The organism is Rhodopseudomonas sp. (assembly GCF_036404135.1).
Lineage (GTDB): Bacteria > Pseudomonadota > Alphaproteobacteria > Rhizobiales > Xanthobacteraceae > Rhodopseudomonas_A.
On the sequence record NZ_DASWPE010000040.1, the window covers coordinates 41,227 to 67,065 of the forward strand.

Annotated in this window: 22 protein-coding genes; 18 read left to right on the forward strand and 4 right to left on the reverse strand. The window is 67.5% G+C overall.

Features of this window, described 5'->3' with window-relative positions; translation table 11 throughout:
• Positions 1-230 precede the first annotated feature (230 nt).
• The 3 genes from VGC77_RS04945 to VGC77_RS04955 all read right to left on the reverse strand — a co-directional run bounded on the left by VGC77_RS04945 (position 231) and on the right by VGC77_RS04955 (position 5,566).
• Positions 231-1,472 carry an efflux RND transporter periplasmic adaptor subunit gene (locus VGC77_RS04945; protein WP_331170457.1) on the reverse strand — a complete coding sequence of 414 codons (1,242 nt, stop codon included), beginning with the start codon at positions 1,470-1,472 and terminating at the stop codon, positions 231-233.
• Entirely contained in the window at positions 1,462-4,647 is a 3,186-nt protein-coding gene (locus tag VGC77_RS04950) for an efflux RND transporter permease subunit (RefSeq protein WP_331170458.1), read from the reverse strand. The genes VGC77_RS04945 and VGC77_RS04950 overlap by 11 nt, the downstream gene beginning before the upstream one ends.
• Before the next feature lie 250 nt (positions 4,648-4,897).
• Complete coding sequence (locus VGC77_RS04955; RefSeq protein ID WP_331170459.1) at positions 4,898-5,566, reverse strand: chemotaxis protein CheX; 669 nt, start codon at positions 5,564-5,566, stop codon at positions 4,898-4,900.
• A gap of 194 nt (positions 5,567-5,760) precedes the next feature.
• Here VGC77_RS04955 and VGC77_RS04960 point away from each other — a divergent pair, with 194 nt between their 5' ends.
• The 11 genes from VGC77_RS04960 to VGC77_RS05010 all read left to right on the forward strand — a co-directional run bounded on the left by VGC77_RS04960 (position 5,761) and on the right by VGC77_RS05010 (position 18,323).
• The gene (locus VGC77_RS04960; RefSeq protein ID WP_331170460.1) at positions 5,761-7,833 is read left to right on the forward strand and encodes a methyl-accepting chemotaxis protein; all 2,073 of its coding nucleotides are present in this window, start codon (positions 5,761-5,763) and stop codon (positions 7,831-7,833) included.
• Positions 7,826-9,412 (forward strand): chemotaxis protein CheW, encoded by a 1,587-nt coding sequence (locus VGC77_RS04965; protein WP_331170461.1) that lies wholly within the window; start codon positions 7,826-7,828, stop codon positions 9,410-9,412. Before VGC77_RS04960 ends, VGC77_RS04965 begins: the two co-directional genes overlap by 8 nt.
• A complete protein-coding gene (gene cheB, locus VGC77_RS04970) occupies positions 9,409-10,503 on the forward strand; it encodes a chemotaxis-specific protein-glutamate methyltransferase CheB (protein WP_331170462.1) in 1,095 nt (364 codons plus the stop codon). Before VGC77_RS04965 ends, cheB begins: the two co-directional genes overlap by 4 nt.
• Complete coding sequence (locus VGC77_RS04975; RefSeq protein ID WP_331170463.1) at positions 10,490-11,110, forward strand: HEAT repeat domain-containing protein; 621 nt, start codon at positions 10,490-10,492, stop codon at positions 11,108-11,110. The genes cheB and VGC77_RS04975 overlap by 14 nt, the downstream gene beginning before the upstream one ends.
• Positions 11,111-11,116: 6 nt before the next feature.
• On the forward strand, positions 11,117-11,989 hold the full coding sequence (locus tag VGC77_RS04980) for a protein-glutamate O-methyltransferase CheR (protein ID WP_331170464.1): 873 nt from the start codon (positions 11,117-11,119) through the stop codon (positions 11,987-11,989).
• The gene (locus VGC77_RS04985; RefSeq protein WP_331170465.1) at positions 11,973-12,380 is read left to right on the forward strand and encodes a response regulator; all 408 of its coding nucleotides are present in this window, start codon (positions 11,973-11,975) and stop codon (positions 12,378-12,380) included. The genes VGC77_RS04980 and VGC77_RS04985 overlap by 17 nt, the downstream gene beginning before the upstream one ends.
• A complete protein-coding gene (locus VGC77_RS04990; protein ID WP_331170466.1) occupies positions 12,380-14,620 on the forward strand; it encodes a chemotaxis protein CheA in 2,241 nt (746 codons plus the stop codon). Before VGC77_RS04985 ends, VGC77_RS04990 begins: the two co-directional genes overlap by 1 nt.
• Positions 14,617-14,853, forward strand: a complete 237-nt coding sequence (locus tag VGC77_RS04995; protein ID WP_331170467.1) for a hypothetical protein — start codon at positions 14,617-14,619, stop codon at positions 14,851-14,853. The genes VGC77_RS04990 and VGC77_RS04995 overlap by 4 nt, the downstream gene beginning before the upstream one ends.
• A gap of 103 nt (positions 14,854-14,956) precedes the next feature.
• Positions 14,957-15,340, forward strand: coding sequence for a response regulator (locus VGC77_RS05000; protein ID WP_331170468.1), 384 nt, complete (start codon positions 14,957-14,959; stop codon positions 15,338-15,340).
• On the forward strand, positions 15,337-15,975 hold the full coding sequence (locus tag VGC77_RS05005) for a chemotaxis protein CheX (protein WP_331170469.1): 639 nt from the start codon (positions 15,337-15,339) through the stop codon (positions 15,973-15,975). Before VGC77_RS05000 ends, VGC77_RS05005 begins: the two co-directional genes overlap by 4 nt.
• A gap of 2 nt (positions 15,976-15,977) precedes the next feature.
• Entirely contained in the window at positions 15,978-18,323 is a 2,346-nt protein-coding gene (locus VGC77_RS05010; RefSeq protein WP_331170470.1) for a PAS domain S-box protein, read from the forward strand.
• Positions 18,324-18,850: 527 nt separating this feature from the next.
• Here VGC77_RS05010 and VGC77_RS05015 read toward each other — a convergent pair.
• Positions 18,851-20,371: an AMP-binding protein gene (locus tag VGC77_RS05015; RefSeq protein WP_331170471.1), complete on the reverse strand. Its 1,521-nt coding sequence runs from the start codon at positions 20,369-20,371 to the stop codon at positions 18,851-18,853.
• 177 nt (positions 20,372-20,548) lie between these two features.
• Between VGC77_RS05015 and VGC77_RS05020 the strand changes: the two genes are divergently transcribed.
• From VGC77_RS05020 to VGC77_RS05050, 7 genes are read left to right on the forward strand one after another with little or no spacing between them, the layout of a single operon-like run.
• On the forward strand, positions 20,549-21,763 hold the full coding sequence (locus tag VGC77_RS05020) for a hypothetical protein (RefSeq protein ID WP_331170472.1): 1,215 nt from the start codon (positions 20,549-20,551) through the stop codon (positions 21,761-21,763).
• A gap of 39 nt (positions 21,764-21,802) precedes the next feature.
• A complete protein-coding gene (locus VGC77_RS05025) occupies positions 21,803-22,498 on the forward strand; it encodes a YtxH domain-containing protein (protein ID WP_331170473.1) in 696 nt (231 codons plus the stop codon).
• Positions 22,482-22,874, forward strand: coding sequence for a phage holin family protein (locus VGC77_RS05030; protein ID WP_331170474.1), 393 nt, complete (start codon positions 22,482-22,484; stop codon positions 22,872-22,874). Before VGC77_RS05025 ends, VGC77_RS05030 begins: the two co-directional genes overlap by 17 nt.
• Positions 22,871-23,653: a hypothetical protein gene (locus VGC77_RS05035; protein ID WP_331170475.1), complete on the forward strand. Its 783-nt coding sequence runs from the start codon at positions 22,871-22,873 to the stop codon at positions 23,651-23,653. The genes VGC77_RS05030 and VGC77_RS05035 overlap by 4 nt, the downstream gene beginning before the upstream one ends.
• The gene (locus VGC77_RS05040; protein WP_331170476.1) at positions 23,653-23,814 is read left to right on the forward strand and encodes a hypothetical protein; all 162 of its coding nucleotides are present in this window, start codon (positions 23,653-23,655) and stop codon (positions 23,812-23,814) included. The genes VGC77_RS05035 and VGC77_RS05040 overlap by 1 nt, the downstream gene beginning before the upstream one ends.
• Positions 23,790-24,791: a YihY/virulence factor BrkB family protein gene (locus VGC77_RS05045; protein WP_331170477.1), complete on the forward strand. Its 1,002-nt coding sequence runs from the start codon at positions 23,790-23,792 to the stop codon at positions 24,789-24,791. The genes VGC77_RS05040 and VGC77_RS05045 overlap by 25 nt, the downstream gene beginning before the upstream one ends.
• 11 nt (positions 24,792-24,802) lie before the next feature.
• Entirely contained in the window at positions 24,803-25,711 is a 909-nt protein-coding gene (locus tag VGC77_RS05050; protein WP_331170478.1) for an NAD(P)/FAD-dependent oxidoreductase, read from the forward strand.
• The last annotated feature ends 128 nt before the right edge of the window (positions 25,712-25,839 follow it).

Below are 25,839 nucleotides of genomic sequence, written 5' to 3' on the forward strand. Positions count from 1 at the left end.
CCCGGCGACGGCAGCACCTGCTACGATGGAGGACGAGGCGAGCCTCGAAGGATGACGCTACGAGTGTTGTCGCTCAATCAAAGGCGACGTCTTGGATCATATTGCTGCTGAGCAGAGCTCTCCGCGCGGCCCATCCTTCGAGACCCGGCTTCGCGCTGCGCGCTACGCCGGGTTCCTCAGGATGACGGCGATGGTGGAGCGAGCGTCAGCCGACGGTGAGCCGATCGCGCCTACCCCTTCGACTCCTGCTTTTCCGACGCCGTCGCCGGCTTGCCGGCTTTCGGTCCGGACACCACGCGGACGGCGTCGCCGTCATTGATGCCGTCGGGCGGCGCGGTGATGATGCGATCCTCCGCCGCAAGGCCGGAGGCGATCTCGATGTCGCGGCCGAGATCGCGCGCGATTCTGACCTGTTTGAACAGCACGCGGTCGTCGGCGCCGACGGTGGCGACCCGCAGCCCGCTGGCGCCGAACACTAGCGCGCTCGCCGGAATATGCAGCGGCGCGCCCTCGCGCGACAGGGTGAGCCGGACATTGGCGTAGCCGCCCGGCATCAATTCGCCGCCGGCATTGTCCAGCGCGAGCTGCATCCGCGTGGTGCCGGAGCCGACGTCGACGGCCTGCGACGAGGCTTCCAGCGTCGCGGTGAAGGCGCGGTTGGGATAGTCCGGCAGCGTCAGTGCCGCCTTGGCGCCGATCTTGATCGCCGGCACGTAGCTCTGCGGCACGTTGACATAGACCCGCAGCTTCCGGATGTCGGAGATCACGAACATCGCAGGGCCAGTGCCGGCGCCGCCGGAGATCAGCGCGCCGACGTCTGTGTTGCGCTCGGTGATCACGCAGTCGAACGGCACGGTGATCTTCTTGTAGCCGGCCAAGGCCTCCAGCCGCTCGACATTGGCCTGGCCGGAATTCACCGCGGCCTTCTTGTTGGCGAGGTCGGCGGTGCGCTCGTCGATTTCCTGCGCCGAGACGAAATTCGACGCCACCAGCGTCTTGCGCCGGTTCAAGGTCGCTTCCGACAAGCGCGCGCTGGCCTGCTGGCTGGCGAGATCGGCTCTGGCCTGCAGCAATTGCTGATCGAGATCCGGCGCCTCGATCTCGGCGATCACCTGGCCGGCCTTGACCTTGGCGCCGATGTCGGCGTTCCAGCTCTTCAGATAGCCGGAGACCCGGGCGAAGATCGGCGCGCGATAATACGCCTCGAGCCGGCCGGGCAGGTCGAGCGTGGCGGTGAGCAGCTTGGCATCCGGCAACGCCACCGCGACGCTGGGCACCGCCTGGGCGTCGGTCCAGTCGCGCAATTCGGCGCTGCTCTTTTCCCGCGCCATGATCCCGGTGACCACGATCACCGCGGCGACGCTGAGCCCGATCAATCCGGCGATGCCGAGCTTGCGGCGTGACACCCGCCGCGGCGCGCCGGGCTCCGGCTCGAACGGGTCCGGCTCGCGCGTCTCGTGCTCAATGGACATGCGACATCTCCGGCGAGGATTCGGGCGCGGTGGCGGGTTGTTTCTTGTGGACCATGCTGAACACCACGGGGACGAATATCAAAGTGGCGACGGTGGCGAACAGTAGCCCGCCGACCACGGCGCGGCCGAGCGGCGCGTTCTGCTCGCCGCCTTCGCCGAGGCCGAGCGCCATCGGCGTCATGCCGATGATCATCGCCAGCGCTGTCATGATCACCGGGCGGAAGCGGACGAAGCCGGCTTCCAGCGCCGCCTTCACCGGATCGCCGAGCACCGCGTAGCGCTCGCGCGCGAACGAGATCACCAGCACGCTGTTGGCGGTGGCGACACCCATGCACATGATCGCGCCAGTGAGCGCCGGCACCGACAGCGTGGTGTGGGTGGTAAACAGCATCCAGACGATGCCGGCGAGCGCCGCCGGCAACGCGGCGATGATCACGAAGGGATCGGCCCAGGACTGGAAGTTGACCACGATCAGCAGATAGATCAGCACGATCGCGGCCAAGAGGCCGAACAGCAGTCCGGCGAAGGCGCTATTCATGGTCTGCACCTGGCCGAGCAGCACCACCGAGCTGCCTTTCGGCACCTCCTTGGCGGTCTCGTCGATCAATTTGCGGATGTCGGCGGCGACCGCGCCGAGGTCGCGGCCCTGCGGGGTGGCGAAGATCTGCACCATCGACTGGATGTCGTATTGCGACAGCACGGCGTTGCTGGCGGTGCGCGAGATATTGGCGATGCCGCCGAGGATCGGCTGGGTCGTCGAACCCACTGCGGTGATCGGCAGGGTTTGCAGCGCCTCCAGCGAGTCGATCTGGTATTGCGGCGTCTGCATCACGATCGAATACGACACGCCATTGTCGGGGTTGAGGTAATAGGTCGGCGCGACCTGCGAGGAACCGGCCAGATTGACCACCAGGCTGTTGGTGACGTCGCGCTCGGTGACGCCGACATATTGCGCGCGGGTGCGGTCGACGTCGATGTTGAACGTCGGGTTGTTCGGCGATTGCTGGATCCGCGCGTCGGCGACGCCGGGGATGCGGCGCACCTTGGCCAAAAGCTGGTTGGCATAGGCGAAGTTCGCAGCCAGATTGGCGCCGCGGATCTGCAAGTCGATCGGTGCCGGCGCGCCGAAATTCAGAATCTGGCTGACGATGTCGGCCGGCAGGAACGCAAAGCTGATGCCGGGAAACAGCCGCGGCAATTGTTCGCGCAGCGCCTGAACGTATTGTTCGGTCGGCCGGTGGCCTTCCTTGAGCTTGATCTGGATGTCGGCGTCCTGGGTGCCGATTACGCCGGTGGTGTTGTAAGTCAGATTGATGCCGGAAATCGGCATGCCGATATTGTCGGCGACGGTGTCGATCTCGGCCGGCGGAATGATTTTGCGGATCGCCTTTTGCACGTCGGCGAACTGATTGGCGCTTTCCTCGATGCGGGTGCCGATCTGGGTGCGGGCGTGCAGCAGGATCTGTCCGGCGTCGACCGCGGGGAAGAAGTTGCGGCCGAGATACGGCACCAGCAGGAACGACACCGCGACGAAGCCCAGAAAGCCGACCACGAAGATCGGCCGCCGCGACATCGCCAGCGTCAGCAATTCGCTGTAGCCCCAGCGAATCCGCGCGAACACCGCCTCGAAGCCGTGCTGGAACGCGATCAAGGGATTGCGCGAACGGCGCTTGCCGGCCGGCGAATGCTCGGCGTGCGGATGCAGCAGATATTTCGCCATCGTCGGCACCAGCGTGCGCGACAACAGGAACGACCACGCCATCGCGAACATCACCGCTTCGGCCATCGGCACGAACAGGAAGCGCGCGATGCCCTGCAGGAAGAACATCGGCACGAACACGATGCAGATGCACAAGAGCGAGACGAAGGCCGGCGTCACGATCTGGTTGGCGCCGTCCATGATCGCGGTCTCGACGTCCTTGCCCTGCTCCAGATGCCAGTTGATGTTCTCGATGGTCACGGTGGCGTCGTCGACCAGGATGCCGACCGCGAGCGCCAGGCCGCCCAGCGTCATGATGTTGAGGGTCTCGCCGACCAAGGACAGCATCACGATGGCGCCGAGCACCGACAGCGGGATCGACACCGCGATGATCACGGTGGAGCGCCAGGAGCCGAGGAACAGCAGGATCATCACGCTGGTCAGCAGGGCGGCGATGATGCCCTCGAAGGCGACGCCGCTGATGGCGCCACGCACGAACACCGACTGGTCGCCGATGAAGCCGATCTTCAGCGTGTCCGGCAACGACGCCTTGACGTCGATCACTTTCTGCTTGATGCCGGAGATGATATCCAGTGTCGACACCGCGCCGGCCTTCAGCACCATCATCAGCACCGAGCGATTGCCGTCGACGTGGACGATGTTGGTCTGCGGCGGGTTGCCGTCGCGCACTTGCGCCACGTCGCGGACATAGACCATCGCGCCGCCCACGGTCTTGATCGGCAGGTCGCCGAGTTCTTCCAACTTCAGCGGCGAGTTGTTGAGGTTGACGGTGTATTCGAAGCCGCCGATCTTCTGGGTGCCGACCGGGGTGATCAGGTTCTGCGCCGCCAGCGCGTTGGCGACGTCCTGCCCCGACAGCCCGCGCGCCTGCAGCGCCTGCGAGTTGAGGTCGATCTGCACCTGGCGCTGCTTGCCGCCGAACGGATAGGGGATCGCCGCGCCCGGCACCGTCACCAGCGGGGTGCGCAACTGGTTGATGCCGATGTCGGCGAGGTTCTGCTCGGTCAGGCCGTCGCCGGACAAAGCGAGCTGGATGATCGGCACGGTGGAGGCCGAGTAATTCAGGATCAACGGCGGCGTGGTGCCGGGCGGCATCTGCTTCAGCAGGGTCTGCGAAATCGCGGTGACCTGGGCGTTGGCGGTGCGGATGTCGACATTGGGCTGGAAGAAGATCTTGACGATGCCGAAGCCGGCATAGGAATTCGCCGCGATGTGCTCGATGTCGTTGACCGTGGTGGTCAGCGAGCGCTCGAACGGCGTGGTGATACGGCCGGCCATCTGGTCCGGCGGCAGCCCGGTATATTGCCAGATCACCCCGATCACCGGGATGCCGATATTGGGGAAGATGTCGGTCGGCGTGCGCAGCGCGGCCAATGGCCCGACGATCAACAACAGCAGCGCCAGCACCACGAACGTGTACGGTCGGCTCAACGCGATGCGAACCAACGCGATCATGAAATGGGTGTTCCTCCGGCAGCAATACGCGGCAATCGCAGCGGCCGATGATCGCCGCTTCACCGCGTTGATGGCAATAGTCAGCCCGCGGCGCAACACCGCAAATGAGCAGACTGGTTCTAGCCGTTGTTGCAGTGCAATTGAAGCTATGCCCCTATCACCTGTCTGTGACAGCGCAATTGAAGGGCTTTTGAGGAATGTTTTTGCGCGATACGGCGCGCTTGGAAAACTTCGTTACGAAAAATTAATGTCAGCGCGATCGTTCGCCGGCGCCGTCGCGCTGGGTCAGGTCGCTCTGCGTCACGTTGCTGACGAAGTCGGCGATCAGCGCCCGCAGTTCGGCGAAGGACGGGATGTCCATCAACAGCGCGACATAGCCGCTGATCGGTTTGTTGCTGATTTCAAAGTTGATGTGGAGAAACAGGATCAGGCTGTCCGGCCGGCCGGGACTGTCGAACATCTGCCGGCCGTCGCCGCGCACCACCACCGGCAGCGACATCCGCAGCGCCCGCTTCAGAAGGTTGGCGATGGTCGCCACCCAGCTGTTGAGGATGATGTTGCCGGTTTCGGCCAGCGCCTCGTCTTCGAGATCGACGATGTCTTCCAGCGTCAGCTTCGGCCCGACCACCGCGCGGACCAGTTCGAGGCTGTTGGCCTCCGGAAAGATCAACAGCGCGCGGCCGGAAAACGCGCCGCTGAAATCCTGCCGCACCGCGACCAGGCTGGGGCGCTCCGGCCTGGTGACGATGCCGGCCGCGGCCTCCTGGGTCAGCACCTCGACCGCCGGCACCGACAATAGCACCTGATGCTGCACCATCTGGCGCAGGCTGGAGGCGGCGCGGGCCATGGCGATGTTGGACAATTTGCCGAGCGCGTCGCGTTCGAGCGCGGTCAAGGGAATGAAATCGTCGCTGGCCATCGACGGGTCTCTCTGATCCGGCTGATCCGCCGCGGCGGTCATCAGACCGATTATTGTCGCGAGCGTCCAATGCTTTGTGGCCACGCACCCTTGCACGTCAATTCTTTATTGTGTCTTCTTCGCCGGCGAAGTTTCGGCCTGTCAGCAAGGCCGCCACGGCTTTCGGCCGCGGTTTTGACGGTGGGTATGGGTCGATGCGGAAGAACAGCAATGGCAGCAAGCGTCCTCAGCACGCCCCGGTGGTCGCCGGGCGGGCGCGGACAATCCCATCGGGCGTGGCGCTGGCCGCCGGCGCCGAACACGCCGCGGCGGCGCCCGGCGCAGTCGCGGCTAGACCGAAATCGCTGATGAAAACCGCCGATCTGGCCACCAAGGGCGCGGCGCGGCGCGGCGCCGCGCAGCCGGCTGACGCCACCGCGGCGCGGCCCGCCAAGGGAGCGCGCAAGCCGGTGCTCACCGACAGCGCCAGCCGCAAGCAGAAGATCGAGGAACGCATCGCCGCGGCCAGCGAGGAACTCGCCGGCGGCATCGTCGAGGCGACCTCGGCGGCCGAGGAATTGCGCCGCGCCATGGAGCAGATCGCCAGCGGCGCCGAGCAGGCGGCCAGCGCCTCGCAGCAGACCCTGGCGGTGGCCAATTCCGCCACCATCGCGCTGCAGCAGGCTCGCGAGCGTGCCGACAGCACCCGCCGTGGCACCGAGCGGCTGCAGAGCGTGCTGAGCGATGCCTCCAGCCAGATCTCGCTGTGGGCCGGCAACATCAAGCACAATGGCGAGCGGCAGGCCGGCTCTGTAGCGGTGATTGAACAGCTCAGCGCCCAGGCGGTCAGCATCGGCGACGTCACCAAGACCGTCGGCCATGTCTCCGACCAGACCAATCTGCTGGCGCTCAACGCCGCGATCGAGGCGGCGCGCGCCGGCGATCACGGCCGCGGCTTCGCGGTGGTGGCCGACGAGGTCCGGGCGCTGGCCGAGAGCTCGGAGAAGAGCGCGCTCGACGTCCAGGACCTCGCCGGGCAGATCCACGAGCAGGTGCAACTGATCGCCACCATGATCAAGACCGCCGCCGACGGCGCCTCCGCCGAGGCGCAACGCAGCCAGACCGTGGTTCTCGCGCTCGGCGACCTGCGCAAGGAGGTCGGCACGCTGGCCGACAGCAGCCAGGCGATCGCCGCCGCCGCGGCGCTGGCCGAGACCTCGTCGCGCGAGGCGCAGAAGGGCGCCGAGATCATCGCCTCGGCCGCCGAGGAGCAAGCCGCCGCCGCCGCCGAGGCGCTGCGCAGCGTCGAGCAGCAGACCGCGGCGCTGGAGCAGAGCCAGGTGGCGACCCAGGCGGTCGCGGCGCTGGCCGGCGAGGCGCTGTCGGGCGCCGGCAAGGCGGCCGAACTCGCCTCCTCGGCGGAACAACTCTCCACCGCGGTGCAGGAAATCTCCGGCGCCGCCGCGCAGATCATGATTGCGCTCGACGAGATCAGCCGCGGCGCCCAGCAGCAGGCCGCGGCGACGCAACAGGCTAGCGCCGCGATGGGCCAGATCGAAACCACCGCGCTCGCCGCCAAGGCCAACGCCGCAAGCTCGCTGGAACGCACGCTGCGGATGCGCGACATGCTCGGCGAAATCCGCATCACCATCGCCGACCTTTCGGACGGCGTGGCACGCTCGCTGCAGACCACCCGCAAGAGCCGCGAGATGATCGGCGGGCTGGAAAGCCTGAGCCGGCGCGTCGACAAGATCGTCGACGGCATCGGCATGGTGTCGATCCAGACCAACATGCTGGCGGTGAACGGCTCGATCGAGGCGGCGCGCGCCGGAGAATTCGGCCGCGGCTTCGCCGTGGTGTCGCAGGACATCCGCAATCTGGCGCGGGATTCCGGCGACAATGCCGGCCGCATCAAGGATACCGTTCAGGCGATCCAGGATCAGATCACGGCGGTGCGCGCCGAACTCGAGCAGATCGTCTCCGCCGCCGACGCGGAAAACCAGAAGACCGCGGCGGTGCTGGCCGGGATCGGCGTGGTCGAAGCCGACATGACCGAGGTGGCGGCCAGCACCAGGCAGATCGTCGCCAATGCCGAGGCGATCCTGGCTTCGATGCAGGAGGCCGCGCGCGGCGCCCAGCAGGTCGCCAGCGTTGCCGAACAGGCCGGCAGCGCCGCGGCGCAGGCGGCCTCCGCCGCCAAGCAGCAGGCCCGCGGCGCCGAGGATCTGGCGGCGGCGATCGAGGAAATCGCCTCGCTCGCCGAAGACATCCAGCGCCAGCATGGCTAAGCGCGCGCAGCACGCCGCGACCAGCGCCGCGCCGGCGGCGCCGCCCGGCGTCGCGGCCGCGCCGGCGTCCGACGCCGCCCATGTGGTGGTGTTCGGCGTCGCCGCGGAACGCCTCGGGCTTAGGCTCAAGGAGGTCGCCGAAATCATCCGCCCGCCGAAGCTGGCGCAGATGCCGATGGCGCCGCATAGCCTGCTCGGCCTCGCCAATCTGCGCGGCACCGTGCTGCCGGTGCTCGGCTTGCGCCGCTTGCTCGGCTGGCCGGATGCCGCGGCGGGCGATACCGCGCGGGTGATCGTGATCGATCGGCCGGCGCCGTTCGGGCTGTTGGTCGACCGCATCGATCGGCTGCTGCCGGTCGCCGACGACGCCATCGAACACGACGATTCCGGCGCCGGGCAGCTCGATCCGGCGCTGCTGGAGGGCGTGATCAAGGGCGACGAAGGCCGCGACGCCATCAAGGTGCTGCACCCCGATCAGCTGCTGCGCGATCAGTTCGCGCGGCTTGCCGGCTCCGCGCCGCGCGCCGCAGCCGGCGTCACGGCGATCGCCACCGCGGCCGGCCGCAACGAACCGGCGCAGCATCGCCTGGCGCTGCTCAGCTTCGACCTCGGCGCCCAGGAATACGCGCTGCCGCTCGACCGGGTGCTGGAAATCATCGCGCTGCCGGAGCACGTCTCGGAAGTGCCGCGTCCGGAAACCGCGGTGCTCGGCGTGGTGACGCTGCGCGACCGGCTGCTGCCTTTGGTGTCGCTGCGCACGCTGCTCGGATTTGACGACGAGCTGATTCGCGACGGCCGCGGCAAGGTGATCGTGCTGTCAATCGGGCAGGGCGCGGTCGGCGTGGTGGTCGATCGCACCCGCGACATCCTGCGGGTCGATCCGGGGCTGATCGACCCGGCGCCGGCCTTGTTGACCCGCGGCGCCGGCGACGCCGAGATCAGCTCGATCTGCCGGCTCGATCACGGCCGGCGCTTGGTCGGCCTGCTCAGCGCCGACCGCCTGTTCCGCTCCGATCTGGTGCGCCGGGTGTTGTCGCAGCAGCTCGAGGAGGGCAGTGTGGCGCAGCAGCAAGCCGGCGAGGACGCGATGGCCGACGAGCAGTTCATTGTCTTCAGGCTGGGCGAGCAGGATTACGGCATCCCGGTCGCCGCGATCGACGAGGTGGCGCGGGCGCCCGAGCGGGTGACGCGGCTGCCGAAGGCGCCGGCCTTCATCGACGGGGTGATGAATCTGCGCGGCCGGGTGATGCCGATCGTCGACCTGCGACGGCGCTTCGACCTGGCGGCCAATGACGCCAAGACCGCGCAACGCGTGCTGGTGCTGAACAGCGGCGGCGGCAAGACCGGATTTCTGGTCGACAGCGTGTCGGAACTCCTCAAACTGCCCGCCCGCGCCATCAGCACCGCGCCGGACGTCTCCGCCGAGCAGGCCCGGCTGATCCACCGCGTCGCCAATCTCGAGGCGGATGGCCGTATCATCTTGTTGATCGACCCTGCGCAATTGCTCGATCGGGTCGAGGCCGACGTGCTGGCCAAATTCAATCGCGGCAGGCCCGACGCAGCGTTGCAGGCGTCGTGATCAGGCTGCTGATCGCCGACGATTCCGCCTTGGTGCGCAAGCTGCTCGAAGCGGTGTTTCTCGACGAAGGCGATTTCGAGATTCAAACGGCGCGCAGCGGCCTCGAGGCGCTCGAACTGGTGCGCTCCTTCGATCCCCATGTCACCACCCTCGACGTGCAGATGCCCGGCATGGACGGGCTGACCTGCCTCGGCCGGATTATGCTGGAGTCACCGCGCCCGGTGGTGATGATCTCCTCGCTGACCGAGCAGAACGCCGACGCCACGCTGTCGGCGATGGCGCTCGGCGCGGTCGACGTCATCGCCAAGCCGGGCGGCACGTTTTCGCTGCAGATCGATCGGCTGCGGCCGCTCCTGGTGGCCACCATCCGCGCCGCGGCGCAGGCCAAGATCCGCACCACCCACCGGCTGGCGGATCGCATCCGCTATCAGTTCCGCGACGCTGCGGCTGGCCCGCGCGCCAGAGCGGCGCGGCGCGGCGCCGCGCGGCCGCGCGCCAAAGCGGCGTCCGGGCTGCTGCTGATCGGCACCTCGACCGGCGGCCCGGCGGCGCTTAACATGCTGTTGCCGCAACTGCCGGCGGAGTTTCCCTGGCCGGTGCTGATCGCGCAGCATCTGCCGGCCACTTTCACCGGCGCCTTCGCCAAGCGGCTGGACCGCGAATGCGCCTTGAACGTGGTCGAGGTCGACGTGCCGCGGCGGCTGGAACCCGGCACGATCTATATCGGCCGCGGCGACGCCGACGTCATCGTGGCGCCGCGTCCGGCCGGGCTGATCGCGATTTCGGTGCCGGCGCAACGCGACTATCCGTGGCATCCGAGCGTTGAGCGGATGGTCGACAGCGCGCTGGAGCATTATGACGCGACAAGACTTGTCGGTGTGCTGATGACCGGAATGGGCGACGACGGTGCCGGGGCGATGACGCGGCTGCGCGCGCAGGGCGGCCGCACCATCGCCGAGGCCGAGGCCACCGCGGTGGTCTGGGGCATGCCCGGAGAATTGGTCAGGCAGGGCGGTGCCACCGCGGTGCTGCCGGTGGAGGAGATCGCCGCTGCGGTGATCGAATGGGTGAGTACCGATGCCGCTGATTAAACGCGACGACAGCAAGGGCGCCCAGCCGCGCCAGCCGGCGGCGGATCTCGCGGCCTTGGCCGCAGCGCTCAGCGATCCCGATCCGGATCGCCGCTGGAACGCGGCGCGCGGGCTCGGCACCGCCGGCGCGGCGCCGGCGCTGGCCGCCGCACTCGCCGCCGAGCAGGTGCCGCAGGTCCGTGAAGCCATCATGACCGCGTTGTTGCGGATCGGCGACGCCGATGCGGTGGCGGCGCTGCTGCCGGCGCTGCGGGCGCAGGACGCCGCGTTGCGCGCCTGCGCGGTCGAGGCGTTGCAGGCGATGCCGCAGGCGACGCTGCCGTTCATGACGGCGCTATTGAGCGACCCGGACTCCGATGTGCGGATCCTGGCCACCGAGCTTGCCCGCAACATGCCGGCCGAGACCGCCACCGCGCTGCTCAGCGATCTGCTGCAACGCGAGCCGCATCCCAATGTCTGCGGTGCCGCGATCGACGTGCTGGCCGAGGTCGGCACCACGGCGGCGATTCCGGCGCTGCGGGCCTGCGCCGCGCGGTTCGCCGAGGTTGCGTTCCTGCGCTTTGCGGCGGCGGTGGCGATCGATCAGATTTCCGGCGCCGAGGATTAGCCCCGCATGAATCGCCCGAACGCCGATCCGATCGTTGCGGTCAGCCAGCAGGACGTCCGCCGGCTGTGCGAATTCCTCTATCGTCGCACCGGCATGTCGTTCGCCGACAACAAGCGCTACTACATCGACCGCCGGCTGGCGGAGCGAATCACCGCCACCGGCTCCGGATCGTTCTCCGCTTACTTCGCGATGCTGCGCGCCGATGCCGAGCACGAGATCGAGCATCTGGTGAATTCCTTCACCGTCAACGAGACCTATTTCGATCGTGAAGAGCACCAGTTGCGCTGCATGACGGCGAACCTGCTCGGCGAATTGCTCGGCCGCAAGCGAGCCGACGAAACCTTCCGGATCTGGTCGGTGCCGTGTTCGACCGGCGAGGAGCCTTATTCGATCGCAATCTGGCTGATGGAGCATTGGCGCGACGTCGACAAATACAACATCGAAATCGTCGGCTCCGACATCGATACCAGAGCGCTGCAACAGGCCGAGCACGGCATCTATGGCGATCGCGCCTTGATGCGGCTGACCCGCGACGTGGTGGCGCGCTATTTCAAGCCGGTCGCCGCCGGCCAGTATCAGATCGATCCGGGGCTGCGCGACTCGATCCGCTTCACCCGCGCCAATCTGGTCGACGCCGCCGACATGGCGCAGTATCGCGATTTCGACATCGTGTTCTGCCGCAACGTGCTGATCTATTTCGACGACGCCTCGCGCCGCATCGCCGCGGAAAATCTCTACGACTGTCTGCGCCCCGGCGGCTTCATCTGCCTCGGGCATTCCGAGACCATGAGCCGGATCTCGCCGCTGTTCCAGATTCGCCGGTTTCCCGACGCCATCATCTATCAAAAACCTGGGGCCGATCATGACGAGCAGCAGTGACAACGGCGCCGCTGCGGCGCCACGACGGATCCTGGTGGTCGACGATTCCTCGCTGGTGCGGCTTTATTACCTCGCCGCGCTGGAGAAGGCCGGCTTCGCCGTCGAGCAGGCGATCAACGGCCTCGAGGCGATGGAAAAGTGTCTGGCGCAGCGCTTCGATCTGGTGATCGTCGACGTCAACATGCCGCGGATGGACGGGCTGTCGTTCCTGCGCGCATTGCGCGGCAGCGCCGCCGAAACCGCCTCAGTGCCGGCGCTGATGATCTCCACCGAAGCCGGCCAGCAGGATCGCGACGAGGCCCGCGCCGCCGGCGCCAATTTTTATCTGGTCAAGCCGGTCTCGGAAGCCGATCTGTTGCGCCACGTCGCGCTGCTCGCCGGAGCGCCGTGATGAACGCGCTGCACGACCAATTCGTCATCGAGGCCCGCGAACTGGTGGATCAGGCCGGCGACGACCTGATCGCGCTGGAGCGCGACGGCGTGTCCGCGCCGCGGATCGATTCGGTGTTTCGCGCCTTCCACACCTTGAAGGGTGCCGCCGGCCTGGTCGATCTGCCGGCGATGGGGCTGGCGATGCACGCCGCCGAGGATCTGCTGGCGGAGTTGCAGTCCGGCAGGCTGGAGGTCACGCCGCCGGTCATCGACGGCGCGTTGCAATGCCTCGACCAGGTGTCGCGCTGGGTCGATCAGTTCGAAGCCGACGGCGCGCTGCCAGCGGATGCCGGCGAGGCCGCGTGGCAACTGGCGCAGGCGCTGCGCGCGCTGCTGACGCCGAGCGCCGCCGCCGCCGCGGCCAGCGAGGCGGTGCCGGACTGGGTGGCGCCGCTGCTCGATGAGGCGCGCGGCACATCGCCTGACGCCCCGGTCGCGGCGTTGTCGGCGGTGGACTATCAGCCGCATGCCGGCTGCTTCTTCAACGGCGACGATCCGCTCGGGCTGATGCGCAAGATCCCGCAACTGCTGGCGTTGCGGATTGCGCCGCGCCAGCCCTGGCCGGCACCGGCCGAGTTCGATCCGTTTGCCTGCAATCTTCGGCTGCAGGGGCTCGCCGCGGTCGACAAGGCGTCGCTGGCGGCGCTGTTTCGGCTGCAGCCCGATCAGGTGCGGATCGTCGAGCTTTCCCCCGCGATACTGGCGCCCGCCGCCACGCAGCCGGCGGCCGGCGTCTCCGATCTGGTGCGCGGGCTGATCGAGGAGCAGCAGCGCGTGCTCAGCGCCCCTGCCGACACCGCCGATCTGGTTGGCCGGATCGGCGCCGCCGCGCGGGTCGCCGTCAACGCGCTGCGCCATGACGGACAAGATCGCGCGGCGGCGCAGGTTGAGGCGGCGGCCGGGGACGCGACCGCGCAGTCCGACGCCGCGCCGCTGCGGCAGTGCCTGCAACGAATTCTCGCCGGTGACGATGCCGCCGCAACAACCACCGCCGAACCGACGCCCGCGACCGAGAGTGCCGGGCGCGGTGGCCGCAGCTTGCGGATCGACGAGGCGCGGATCGATGCGCTGGTCAATCTCGCCGGCGAACTCACGCTGCTGAAAAACGGCTTCGCGCATCTTGCCAAACGCGCCGCGACCGAGGGCGGCGGCGAGATCGCGCGGCTGCTGCGCCGCGAGGTCGAGGCGTTCGAGCGGCTCGACGCCGAGATGCGCGCTGCGATCCTGCAATTGCGCATGGTGCCGGTGGCGCAGCTGTTTCGCGCGTTTCCGCGGCTGGTGCGCGATCTGGCGCAGCGGCTCGGCAAGACGGTGACGCTGGTCACCGAGGGCGAGACCGCCGAATCCGACAAGACCGTGGTCGATCTGTTGTTCGAGCCGATGCTGCATCTGGTGCGCAACGCGCTCGACCACGGCATCGAGACGCCGGAGCAGCGGGTGGCCGCAGGCAAGCCGCAGACCGCCACGCTGACGCTGCGGGCGCGGCGCGCCAGCGACCGCTTCGTGGTCGAGGTGATCGACGACGGCCGCGGCATCGACCCCGCGATGGTGCGCCGCCGCGCCGCCGACAAGGCGCTGCTTGGCGCCGCCGAACTGGCGGCTTTGTCCGATGCCCAGGTGATCGACCTGGTGTTTGCGGCGGGATTTTCCACCGCCGCGGCGGTCTCCGAGATTTCCGGCCGCGGCGTCGGCATGGACATCGTGCGCACCACCATCGCGCCGATCGGCGGCCGGGTGTCGCTGCAAAGCCGGGTCGGGTCCGGCACCACGGTGCGGCTCGAGCTGCCGTCCTCGATCGCGATGCTGCGGATCATGGTGGTGGAGGCCGGCAACCAGCTGTTCGGCATTCCGATGGATGCGGTGTCGAAGACCGTGCAGCTGCCAGCGCAGCGGATCAGCCGGATCAAGGCCAATGACGGCTTCGTGCTCGACGACCATGTGGTGCCGATCTGCGAACTGGCGGAATTGATGCATCTGCCGGCGAAGCCGCAGCGCGCCGCCGAGGGCCGGCTGGTGGTGGTCGCCGAGGTCGGCGGCAAGCGCGCCGGCCTTGCCGTCGACGCCATCCGCGACCGTCTCGAAGTGGTGCTGAAACCGATGCAGGGGGTGCTATCGACCGCCCGCGGCTTTGCCGGAACCACGCTGCTCGGCGACGGCGGGGTGTTGCTGGTGCTGGATCTGCAGGAGCTCGTGCCATGAGCGTGGTTCGCAACGAGGCGGGAACCATCGTGCTGTCCGGGGCTTGCCCCGTGGCTGAGGCCGAAGCGCTGCTGCGGCTGCTGCAGGAGACCCCGGAGGCGCCGGTCGACTGGACCCGTTCCAGCCACCTTCACTCCGCCATCCTGCAGCTCATCTTAGCCATGGGGCCCGAATTGCTCGGACCCTGCGGCGACCCCTTCGTCGCGCGGTGGTCTCTGCCTCGGGCTGTGTAAAGGCAGAAAACCGTGCTATTTCAATCGACAAGGTTTCGGTCTGACGATCTCTCCGAGCCCGAGAACCTGGATAATGCGGCCAAGCCGCGCGAGATTAAGCGACATGCAACACAAGGTACTGATCGTCGACGACAGCAAGCTGGCTCGCATGGTGATGGCGAGCGCGTTCCGCCGGTTGCGGCCGGACTGGGACCTGATCGAGGCCGGCAACGCCGACGCCGCGCTGCAGGCGCTGTCCGAGCGGGCGCCCGATATTGTGCTGGTGGACTTCAACATGCCCGGCACCGACGGGCTGGAATTGCTGGCGAAAATCCGCACCGCCGAGCCGAAGATTCCGGCCGCGGTGGTGTCGGCCAATGTGCAAGACGAAATTATTGCCCGGACACGGGAACTTAATGCCGCCTTTATCGCTAAACCCCTGACTGATGAAGCGCTTGATGCGTTCCTGGCGGGGGCCGCTCTCCGATTGAAAACGAAGGCAGTATGACCACCACTCGCGGCGAACTCTCCGACATCGAACAGGACGCGCTTGCGGAGATCGCCAATCTGGGCGTCAGTCGTGCTGCGGCCAGCCTGCGCCAGATGGTGGGCGAACAGGTGCTGTTGTCGGTCCCGGCGGTGCGGATCGTCGGCCGCGACGTCGCCGCGCGGCTGGTCGAGGGCGACAACGCCCCGCAACTGGTGGCGGTGAAGCAGTCGTTCGAAGGGCCGTTCTCCGGCAAGGCGCTGCTGATCTTTCCCCAGGCCCAGAGCCTCGAACTGGTGCGCTCGATCGTCGGCCATGAGCACAGCCTGGAGGACGTCATCGACCTCGAGCAGGAGGCGCTGGCGGAAACCGGCAACGTCATCCTCAACGCCTGCCTCGCCACCATCGCCAATCTGCTGCGCCGGACCATGCGGATGTCATTACCGTCGGTGATCCGCGGCGACGGCAAGACGCTGTTCGAAGTCGACGGCTCGGCGAGCGATGGCAACCTGGTCCTGTTCCTGTATATCGATTTCACCATCAAGAACCGCGATATCCGCGGCTTCATCGCGCTGCTGATGGATCTGCCGTCGATCACCTCGTTGAAGGAGATCGTCGGCGAGTTCATCGAAGACGTCGAGAAGCAAACCGCGTAACAATGTCAGAGGGTCAATCCGAATTCGACGTCGCGGCTGTGGTCGATGCCCTTGACGTCGGCGTCATCGTACTGGATGAGCGCCAAGCCGTGGTCGGCTGGAATGACTGGATGGCAAGGGTCACCGGGCGGTCGCGGTCCGCGGTGCTCGGCAGCAACCTGATCGAATTATATCCCAATCTCGGCGGCACCCGGCTGCCCTCGGTAATCACGGACTGCCTGCAGACCGGCAGCTCCAGCATTCTCACCCATTCGCTCAACAAATTGCTGCCGCTGCTGGGCGACGGCGGCGAGGAATTGCTGCACAATATCGTGGTGCGGCCGGTGTGGGCGAATGGCGCGCCGCGCTGCATGCTGCAGGTCAACGACGTCAGCGTGGCGGTGGCGCGTGAGCGGGTGCTGCGCGAACGGCAGAACGCGCGCTATCACGCCATCGTCGATTCCGCGCCCGACGCCATCATCACCATCGGCCTCGACCGCACCATTCAATGGGCCAACGGCGCCGCCGAACAGGTGTTCGGCTATGAGCTGTCCGAGCTGTTGGATCAGAAGCTCGACGTGCTGCTGCAGCACGATGACGGGCTGACCCAGGCGTTCGTCGAGCTGCAGAATGCCAACTCCTGCACGCTGCAGGTCAACGGCCGCCGCAAGCCGGGCGACGTCTGCCAGTTCGAGGTCTCGCTGGGGCGCTGGAAGGCCGACGAGCGGGTGTTCATCACCACGATCTGGCGCGACGTCACCGAACGCACTAACGCTGAAGCCGCGTTGCGCGCCAGCGAGGGCCGTCACCGCGCGCTGCTGGAAGCGCTGCCGCAACTGGTCTGGACCTGCGACCAGAACGGCGAATGCGACTATTTCAATCCGCAATGGCAGGCCTATACCGGCGCGCCGTTCAGCGAGCATCTCGGCTCCGGCTGGCTGAAGGCGATCCACAAAGAGGATACCCCGGCATTCACCGCATCCTGGAAGTCGGCGCTGGCCGAGGGCGGGGTGTTCGACGCCGACGTCAGGCTGTGCCGCAGCGACGGCAGCCACCGCTGGTTCAAGATGCGCTCGATCCCGGTGTGGGCGCCGGACGGCAGCATCAGCCGCTGGTTCGGCACCGCGACCGACATCACCGATCACGTCGAGGCGCGCGAGGCGCTGCGCCGCAGCAACGAAGAGCTCGAGGCGCTGGTGCAGGAGCGCACCCGCGAACGCGAATTGGCGCTCAATCAGCTGCACGAAGCGCAGAAGATGGAGACCATCGGCCAGCTCACCGGCGGCGTCGCGCATGATTTCAACAATCTGCTGGCGGTGATCCTGGGCAGCCTGTCGCTGTTGAAGAAATGGCTGCCCGACGATCCGCGCACCTCGCGGCTGCTCGACGGCGCGCTGCAGGGCGCCGAGCGCGGCGCCACCCTGACCAAGCGGCTGTTGGCGTTTGCAAGGCGCCAGGAGTTGAAGCTCGAAGCCATCGAGATCCAGAAGCTGATCCCCGACATGATGGACTTTCTGCGCCAGTCGCTGGGGCCGAACATCAACATCAGCATCGACATTCCGCCCGACGTCGAGCCGGTCAAGATCGACGCCAACCAGCTCGAACTGGCGCTGATGAATCTCGCGGTGAACGCCCGCGACGCGATGCCGGCCGGCGGCGCGCTGGTGATCACCTGCCGCAACGCCGCCGCCGCGGCCAGCCAGCGGCCGCCCGCGCTGCCGCCCGGCGACTACGTCTGCATCAGCGTGGCCGACACCGGCGAGGGGATGGATCAGGCGACCTTGGCGAAAGCGATGGAGCCGTTCTTCACCACCAAGGGATTGGGCAAGGGCACCGGGCTTGGGCTGTCGATGGTGCAGGGCCTCACCGTGCAGTCCGGCGGCGCGCTGACCATGACCAGCGACGTCGGCAAAGGCACCGTGGTCAATCTGTGGCTGCCGCGGGCGCGGCGCGAGGACATGGTGGCTCCGGCGGCCGGACCGCCGCCGGTCGGCGGCGCCGCCGGCAAGCAGTTGCGCGTGCTGCTGGTCGACGACGATCCGTTGGTGCGGATGAACACCGCCTATCTGTTGATGGACCTCGGTCACAGCGTGATGGAGGCGCAGTCCGGTGCCCAGGCGTTGCAGCTATTGGATTCCGACGCCCGGTTCGACGTGCTGCTCACCGACTACGCGATGCCGGGGATGACCGGGCTCGATCTGGCGACCAGGGTGAAGGTCAGCAAGCCGAAGCTGCCGATCGTGCTGGCCACCGGCTATGCCGAATTGCCGCCCGATGCGCTGCTCGGCTTTCCGCGGCTCGGCAAGCCCTACACCCAGGAGCAACTAGCGGAATCGCTGGAAGCCGCGATCCGCGAGCGGGTGAACTGAACGGTTTGAACGGGGCGATGCACTCGCTCCGTTCTCTTCCTGTCATTCCGGGGCACGAGCAGCGAAGCTGCGAGCGAACCCGGAATCTTGCTTTGCGTTCAGGTCTGGCTTGCAGCGAGATTCCGGGTTCGCTCGGCCTAAAGGCCTCGCGCCCCGGAATGACGATCTCATCTGGACTGGCGCCTGAGACGACAGTCGAGTTAGTAGCTCGAAGCGTCGCCATGCGCGGCCTTCACGGCTGCGCGGTCGATCGCGCTGTTTCCTGTCATTCCGGGGCACGAGCGGCGTGAGCCGCGCGTGAACCCGGAATCTCGCTGCGGGGCAAGCGCGGGAGGTGCGGCTAGATTCCGGGTTCGCTCGGCCCAAAGGCCTCGCGCCCCGGAATGACGACCTCATCTGAACTGGCGCCTGAAACAACAGTCGGGTTATAGCGTTTTCGAGCGAAGTGGATCCCGGTTCGCGTGAAGAAAACGCGTCAAAATAAGAATCTAGAGCTCGGTTCTGATTCTATCAGAACCGGAACAGCTCTAGTCGCTCGAAGCTTCGCCATGCGCGACCTTCACCGCGGCGCGGTCGATCGCGCCGGTCGCGGTTAAAGGCAGGCTCGCCACGAATACCACGTATTTCGGCCTTTTGAAGCGGGCGATTTGTCCAGCGACAAAATCCGCGATCTCCGCAGCGCTGGGGCTTGCGCCGTCGCGGCAGACGCAGACCGCCTTGATCGCCTCGCTCCATTGCGGATCCGGCACCCCGATCACCACCACCTCGGCGACGCCGGGATGGGCGCGGATCGCGGCCTCGACTTCGGCCGGATAGACGTTCTCGCCGCCGGTCTTGATCAGGTCCTTCTCCGGCGCGCGGCCGGCGTACCATAAGTAACCATCGGCATCGAACCGCCCGAGGTCGCCGGTGTGATGCCAGCCGCCGCGCAGCGCGTGGGCGGTGGCGGCCTTGTTGTTCCAATAGCCTTTGAACACGGTCGGGCCGCGCAGCACGATCTCGCCGACCTCGCCTTCGGGCAGCGGCCGATCGTCGGCATCGACCACCGCCATGCTGCGCCAAAACAACGGCCGGCCGGCGGATTTCGGCCGCTCGCGATACGGCGACAATGTCGCCAGCCCCGAGGTCTCGGATTGCCCATAGGTCGACCAGAACCGCGCGTTCGGGCACATCGCCTCGAAGCATTCGATGGTTTGCGGCGTATCGAGCCCGGTCACCGCGCGCAGGCTGCGCAACTGATCGCCGCTGGCGTGCTCAAGGATGGCGCCCAGCATCGGCGCGAACGTCGCCAGCAGCGTCACCTGTTCGGCGGCGATGCCGCGCGCGGCCTCTGCCGCGTCGAACTTCGCGGCAATGACGTTGACGCCGCCGGCCTGCTGCGCGGTCAGCATCAGCCCGAGCCCGGTGATGTGAAATAGCGGCAAGACGCCGAGGTTGACGTCAGCTTCGCCAAGCCCGAGCGCCTGGATCAGCGAACTCTGCGCGATCAATAGATTGCGCTGCGACAACAACGCGCCGCGCGGCCTGCCGCCGACCGCGGCGGTGTGAATGATGACGAAGCCCGCATCGGCATCGACGTCCTGTCGCGGCGCCGGATCGTCCACATCGTAAAGCTCGCCGAACGGCTGGAACGGCGCGGCGTCCGCGCCGAGCCCGAAGCAGCGCCGCAGCGAGGGCAGCGACGGCGCCAGCGTCTGCGCGATGGGCTGATAGTCGCGGCCAACGATCAGCAGCAGCGGCGCGCCATCGGCCAGCACGAAGCCGATTTCTTCAGCGCTGAGCCGGACATTGACCGGCAGCAGGACGGCGCCGATATAGGCCTCCGCGCCGATCAGGTCGACCATCTCCAGTGCGTTTTGCGACAGAATTGCAACGCGGTCGCCCGCCGTGACGCCTTCGCGGGCGAGTCCGGCGGCGAGCCGCGTCACCCGGCCCAGATAGTCGAGATGGCTGATATGGCGGCCTTCAAACACGAAGGCGGTGCGCCGCGGCGCCAGCGCCGCGTTGCGGCGATAGACGTCGGCAAGGGTGAAGTCATCGAGCGCCATGGCCGGTTCCGATTTGCTGCGGAGTGTTCAGTATCGCGCAGCGTTGCGCGAGGTCCAGTCGGCTCTTCGGTCGGCGATCAGTTTCGTCCTGCCGGACCCAGAAACCGTCCGCTGGGCGGAACATAGCCGAACCTGCCGAGTTCACATGCAGCTTTCCAACAACACGGAGTCCACCCCATGGCCCAGGCCGATCCTCGATCCTTGGAAGAGATACGCCGCGACGCCGAGCGCGCACGGGCGGGCCTGACCGCGACGGTCGATCAGTTGAAGACCACCGTCAACGACACCGCGCAGGACTTCCGCGCGCGGGTTTCTCCCGATGCGATCAAGGCCGAGGTCTCCGGCTACATCAAGAGCCGCGGCGAGGCGATGGTCGACAGCGTCACTGACGCGATCCGCAACAATCCGCTGCAGGCGCTGGCGATCGGTGCCAGCGTCGCGGTGCCGCTGCTGCGGGTGGTGCGCACCATCCCCGCGCCGGTGCTGATGGTCGGCGCCGGGCTGTATCTGGCCGGAACCAAGCGCGGACAGGACGTCGCGCGGCAGGCCAATGACGCGGCGATCGATCTGGCCGGCGAGGTCAATCGCAGAGCCCGCGACTTCGGCGCCGATGTCGGCGAGGCCGCGATTGCCACGCGCGACTACGCGGTCGATCGATACGCCGCCGCCAGCGAAGCCGTCGCGGTCGGCGCCGAGCAGATCAAGGGCAAGGCCGCCGAACTGGGCGCCAGCATTTCCTCGACGGTCGACGGGCTGCGCCACCAGGCCGACCAGACCGGCGAACGCATCTCCGGCGAGGTCGCCGAACTTTCCGAACGCGGATCGCGCAGCGCCGCCGATGCCGCCGGTACGGTGCGTGACACCGCGTCGTCGGTGCGCGACGCCGCGGCCGCGATGCGCGAGACCGCCGCCGACGCCGCAGCGCGGCTGCGGCAGACCGCTTATGCTTCGGTCGATGCCGGCCGCGACGCCGCCGCGCTGGCCCGCGACCGCGCCGCGCAATTGGCGCAGCGCGCCGCCCAGGCCGGCGATCGTGCCCGGCACACGGTCATGGACACCGCGACGCAGAATCCGCTGCTGGTTGCCGGCATCGGCCTGGTGCTCGGCGGCTTGATCGCCAGCGCTCTGCCGCGCTCGCGGATCGAAGACCGGCTGGTCGGCGGCACCGCCCGCGGCCTCAGGGAGCGGGCGCGCGACGTCGCGACGCAGGGCGTTGAAGGTCTCAAGGAGGCGGTCGGCGGCGCCTATCACGAGGTCACTCAGGCAGTCGAACAGGAAGGCCTGACGCCGGACAGCGTGGCCGGCGCGGCAAAGGATCTCGGTCAACGCGCGCGCAAGGTCGCCGAGGCCGCGACGACGTCGTTCGAGATGCCGTCGCACAACAAACATTGAACGGGACATTGAAACAGAGACATCCGGGAAGGAACGATCATGGCTGAACAATTCGTCAAGACCACACCGTCGAATTCCAACGTCGGCAACCCCGCCAAGCCGGGTGGTTCGCCGGCGCCGCAGAGCCTGCGCGGCGTGACCGAACAGACCGTGGCCGCCGGCCGCGACATCAAAGACGCCGGCAAGGACGCCGCGCGGGATATCAAGGACAAGGCCACCGACTTCAAGGACAAGGTGACCGAGAAGGTCAGCGATCTCGCCGGCTCGTCGGCCGAGACCATCAAGCAGCAGGCCGCCGAATTCACCGAGGCGGCGAAGGACTTCGCCGCGCAGGCCGGCGACAAGATCAAGGAGCGGGTGCACGATCAGCAGGGCGTCGGCGCCGACTATGTCGGCAATCTCGCCGAGACCTTGCGCCGCGCCGCCCGCGAATTCGACCACGATCTGCCGTTCGCCGCGAGCTATATCCGCAAGGCCGCGTCCAAGGTGGAAGACGTCTCCGACAGCGTCCGCACCGGCGATCTGCAGGACCTGGTGGCAGGCGCGCAATCCTTCGCGCGTCGCCAACCGACGGCGTTTCTCGGTCTCGCGGTGCTCGCCGGATTCGGCGCGGTGCGGTTTCTGAAGAGTTCGGGCGAGGCCATCGACCGCGGTGGATCGGCCCAAGGCGGTCGCGGCGCGCCGCAGCGCGCGAACGATGACAACAGGGGGTATCGCGATGAGTTCACCAGCTAATCGTTCGATCCCCGAGCTGTTCAGCGACGCCTTCGGCCAACTCGCCAAGTTGTTGAGCAACGAGATCGACCTCGCCCGCGCCGAATTCTCGCAAAAGCTCGGCCAGGTCGGCCGGGCCGGCGCGATGATCGGCGCCGGTGCGGTGATCTTTATGCCGGCGCTGGTGTTGATCCTGTTCGCGATCGCCGCGGCGCTGGCGCAGGCCGGCTTCAGCCCGGCGATGTCCTATCTGATCACGGGCGGCGGCGCGGCGGTGATCGCGCTGATCCTGATCAGTATCGGCATCAGCCGGTTGTCCGGTGATGCGCTGAAGCCGACCGTGATGATGCAGGAAATCGAGCGCGACAAGCTCGCCGCCAAGGAGATGGTCCAATGAGCGTGAATTCGTCCTACGAAACCATGGGCGCGGATTTCGTCCGCAATCTCGGCCAGGCGGTGCGCCGCAATCCGGTGTCCACCGCGCTGATCGGGATGGGCGTGCTGTGGCTGTTCAGCGGCGGCAAGACCGTCGACGCGGCGCAGCGGCTGGCGCGTCGCAGCGGTCTCGACCGGCTGCCCGACGCCGCGGCCGAGGCGCTGTCGTCTGGTCGCTCGGCGGTACAGAGCCGGGTCAATGTGCTCGGCGAGCAACTGTCCGGCGTCGGCGAGAGCGCCGGCGCGATCGTCGGCAACGTCTCGCAGACCGTGCGCGACACCGCGTCCGACGCGCTGGATCGCGCCTCGCGGCTCGGCTCCAACGTGGCGGGGACGGCGTCCGACTTCGCCCAGGCGATTCCGGAGCGCGGCGCCGATCTGTTCGCCTCGGCGCGCGGGCGGCTCAGCGACATGCTCGAGGAGCAGCCGCTGCTGCTCGGCGCGGTCGGAATTGCGATCGGCGCCGGCATTGCGGCGTCGTTGCCGACCACCAGGCTCGAAGCGGAGTATTTCGGCGAAACCAGCGACGAGTTGAAGGCGCGTGCCGCCGAGTTCGTCGGCGAGCAGAGCGGCCGGGTGCAGGAATTCGCCAGTAGCGCTCTGGACGCTGCCGGTGACGAGGCGGAACGTCAGGGGCTGACCCCGGATCAGCTCAAGGCCGTGGCGCGCGACGTCGGCGACAAGATCAAGCGCGTGGCGGATTCCGCCGGCCATCGCGGTCAGTCCGCGGAGCAGCGCTGATGATGGCCGACAACGACAACGCGAACTCCGGCAACAAGCAGGATCAGCAAAAGAGCGGCACCGACAAGCCATGGCAACACCCCGGCCAGAGCGCGCAGAGCCCGAACCAGAAGCCGACCATGCCGGATCTGGAGCGTTGGCAGGAGTCCGAAACCCACTGAGCCGGAATCCGCCGCCACAGCCGGCGGCGGATTCACCAAGTTACGATTCGGCGAAATCGCTGCGCAGTTGGGCCGTTTGGAAGGCGATCCTGCTCACCCTTTATCAGCGCACCAATGACGATCGCCTGTTGGCGGTCGCCGCCGGCACGGTGTTCTATGGCCTGCTGGCGCTGTTTCCCGCGATCACCGCGCTGGTGTCGTCCTACGCGCTGTTTTCCGACGGCAACACCATCAATCAGCATCTGTCGCTGCTCGCCGGGCTGGTGCCGGCGGGCGCGTTCTCGATCGTGCAGGACCAGGTCGGCCGGGTGCTCGCCAAGGGCGACGTCAAGCTCGGCACCGCATTCCTGTTCAGCATGGCGCTGGCGCTGTGGAGCGCCAATGGCGGCATGAAGGCGATCATCGATTCGCTCAACGTGGTCTATGGCGAGCAGGAGAAGCGCGGCTTCTTCAAGCTTAATGCGATATCGCTGGCGTTTACGCTGGGCAGCCTCGCGGTGGTGCTGGCGGCGATCGGCCTCGTCGTCGCGGCCCCGATCGTGCTGTCGATGGTCGGGCTCGGCGCTACCGCCGACGCGCTGATTCGCTACGGCCGTTGGCCGGCTCTGGCGGTGTTGGTGCTGCTCGGGCTCGCGGTGCTGTATCGCTTCGGGCCGAGCCTCACCGCGCCGCAGTGGCGCTGGATTTCGCCGGGCAGCGTCGCCGCGGCGCTGAGCTGGCTCGCGGGATCCGCGATCCTGTCCTATTACCTGGCGAATTTTGCCAATTACGACGCCACCTACGGCTCGCTCGGCGCCGCGATCGGCTTGATGGTGTGGATGTGGATGACCACCATCGTGGTGCTGCTTGGTGCGCAGCTCAATTCCGCGATCGATCAGCAGCTCGGCGCGCCCGGCGCCCGCCGCACCTCCTCCCCCCAAGGCATCTCTTCCTCCCAAGGCATCGGCCAATTCCCGCAGCCGGGCGGGCACAGCTAGGAATTTCGCTCATGACCGCGCCGGCCCCCGACGACGTCGACTGCCTGATCGTGGGCGGTGGCCCCGCCGGGCTGACCGCGGCGATTTATCTCGCGCGGTATCGGCGCAACATCCTGGTCATCGATGACGGCCATAGCCGCGCCGCGCTGATCCCCGAGAGCCACAATTATCCGGGCTTTCCCGACGGCGTCTCCGGCGCGGGCCTGCTGGCCAATCTGCGGCAACAGGCGGCGCATTACCAAGTGCCGATCCGCAAAGATCGGGTGATCGATTTGAAGCGCGACGGCGACGGCTTTGTCGCAGCGTCTGCTACGCGTCGCATCGGCGCCCGCATCGTGCTGCTGGCCACCGGGATCGTCGACGACAGTCCGAGCCTGCTGGGGCTCGACGACGCGGTGCAGGACGGCAGCATTCGCTATTGTCCGGTGTGTGACGGCTATGAAGTGACCGACCAGCGCATCGCGGTACTCGGCCATGGCGACGACGCCGCGGCCAAGGCGACTTTCCTGCGCAGCTATTCCAGAGACGTCACGCTGCTGAACATCGACGGCAAGGTCGCCTCCGCGGATTGTCGCGCCGCGCTGGATGAGGCCGGCATCGCCATCGTCGGGCCGGTGATCGGGCTGGAGCGCGACGGCGGCCAGATCCGCGCGCGGCTGGCCGCCGGCGCGCTGCCGTCATTCGACGTGGTGTATCCGGCGCTCGGCTGCGCGGTGCGCTCCGATCTCGCCACCGCGCTCGGCGCCGCGACCAACGACGTCGGTTGCCTCAAGGTGGACGATCATCAGTGCACCACCGTCGACGGCCTTTACGCCGCCGGCGACGTGGTCTCCGATCTGCATCAGATCGCGGTCGGCACCGGCCACGCCGCGATCGCCGCGACGCATATTCACAAGATGCTGGCGCACAACTTTCGCTGACGCGGTGGCGCCTCGGCTCGGTTGTGCGAGCGACGCCGCTTCCTCGGCGGCGTCATCCTGAGGAATCCGGCGTCGCGCGCAGCGCGAAGCCGGATGTCATCGAAGGATGAGCTACGAGTCGTAGCTGC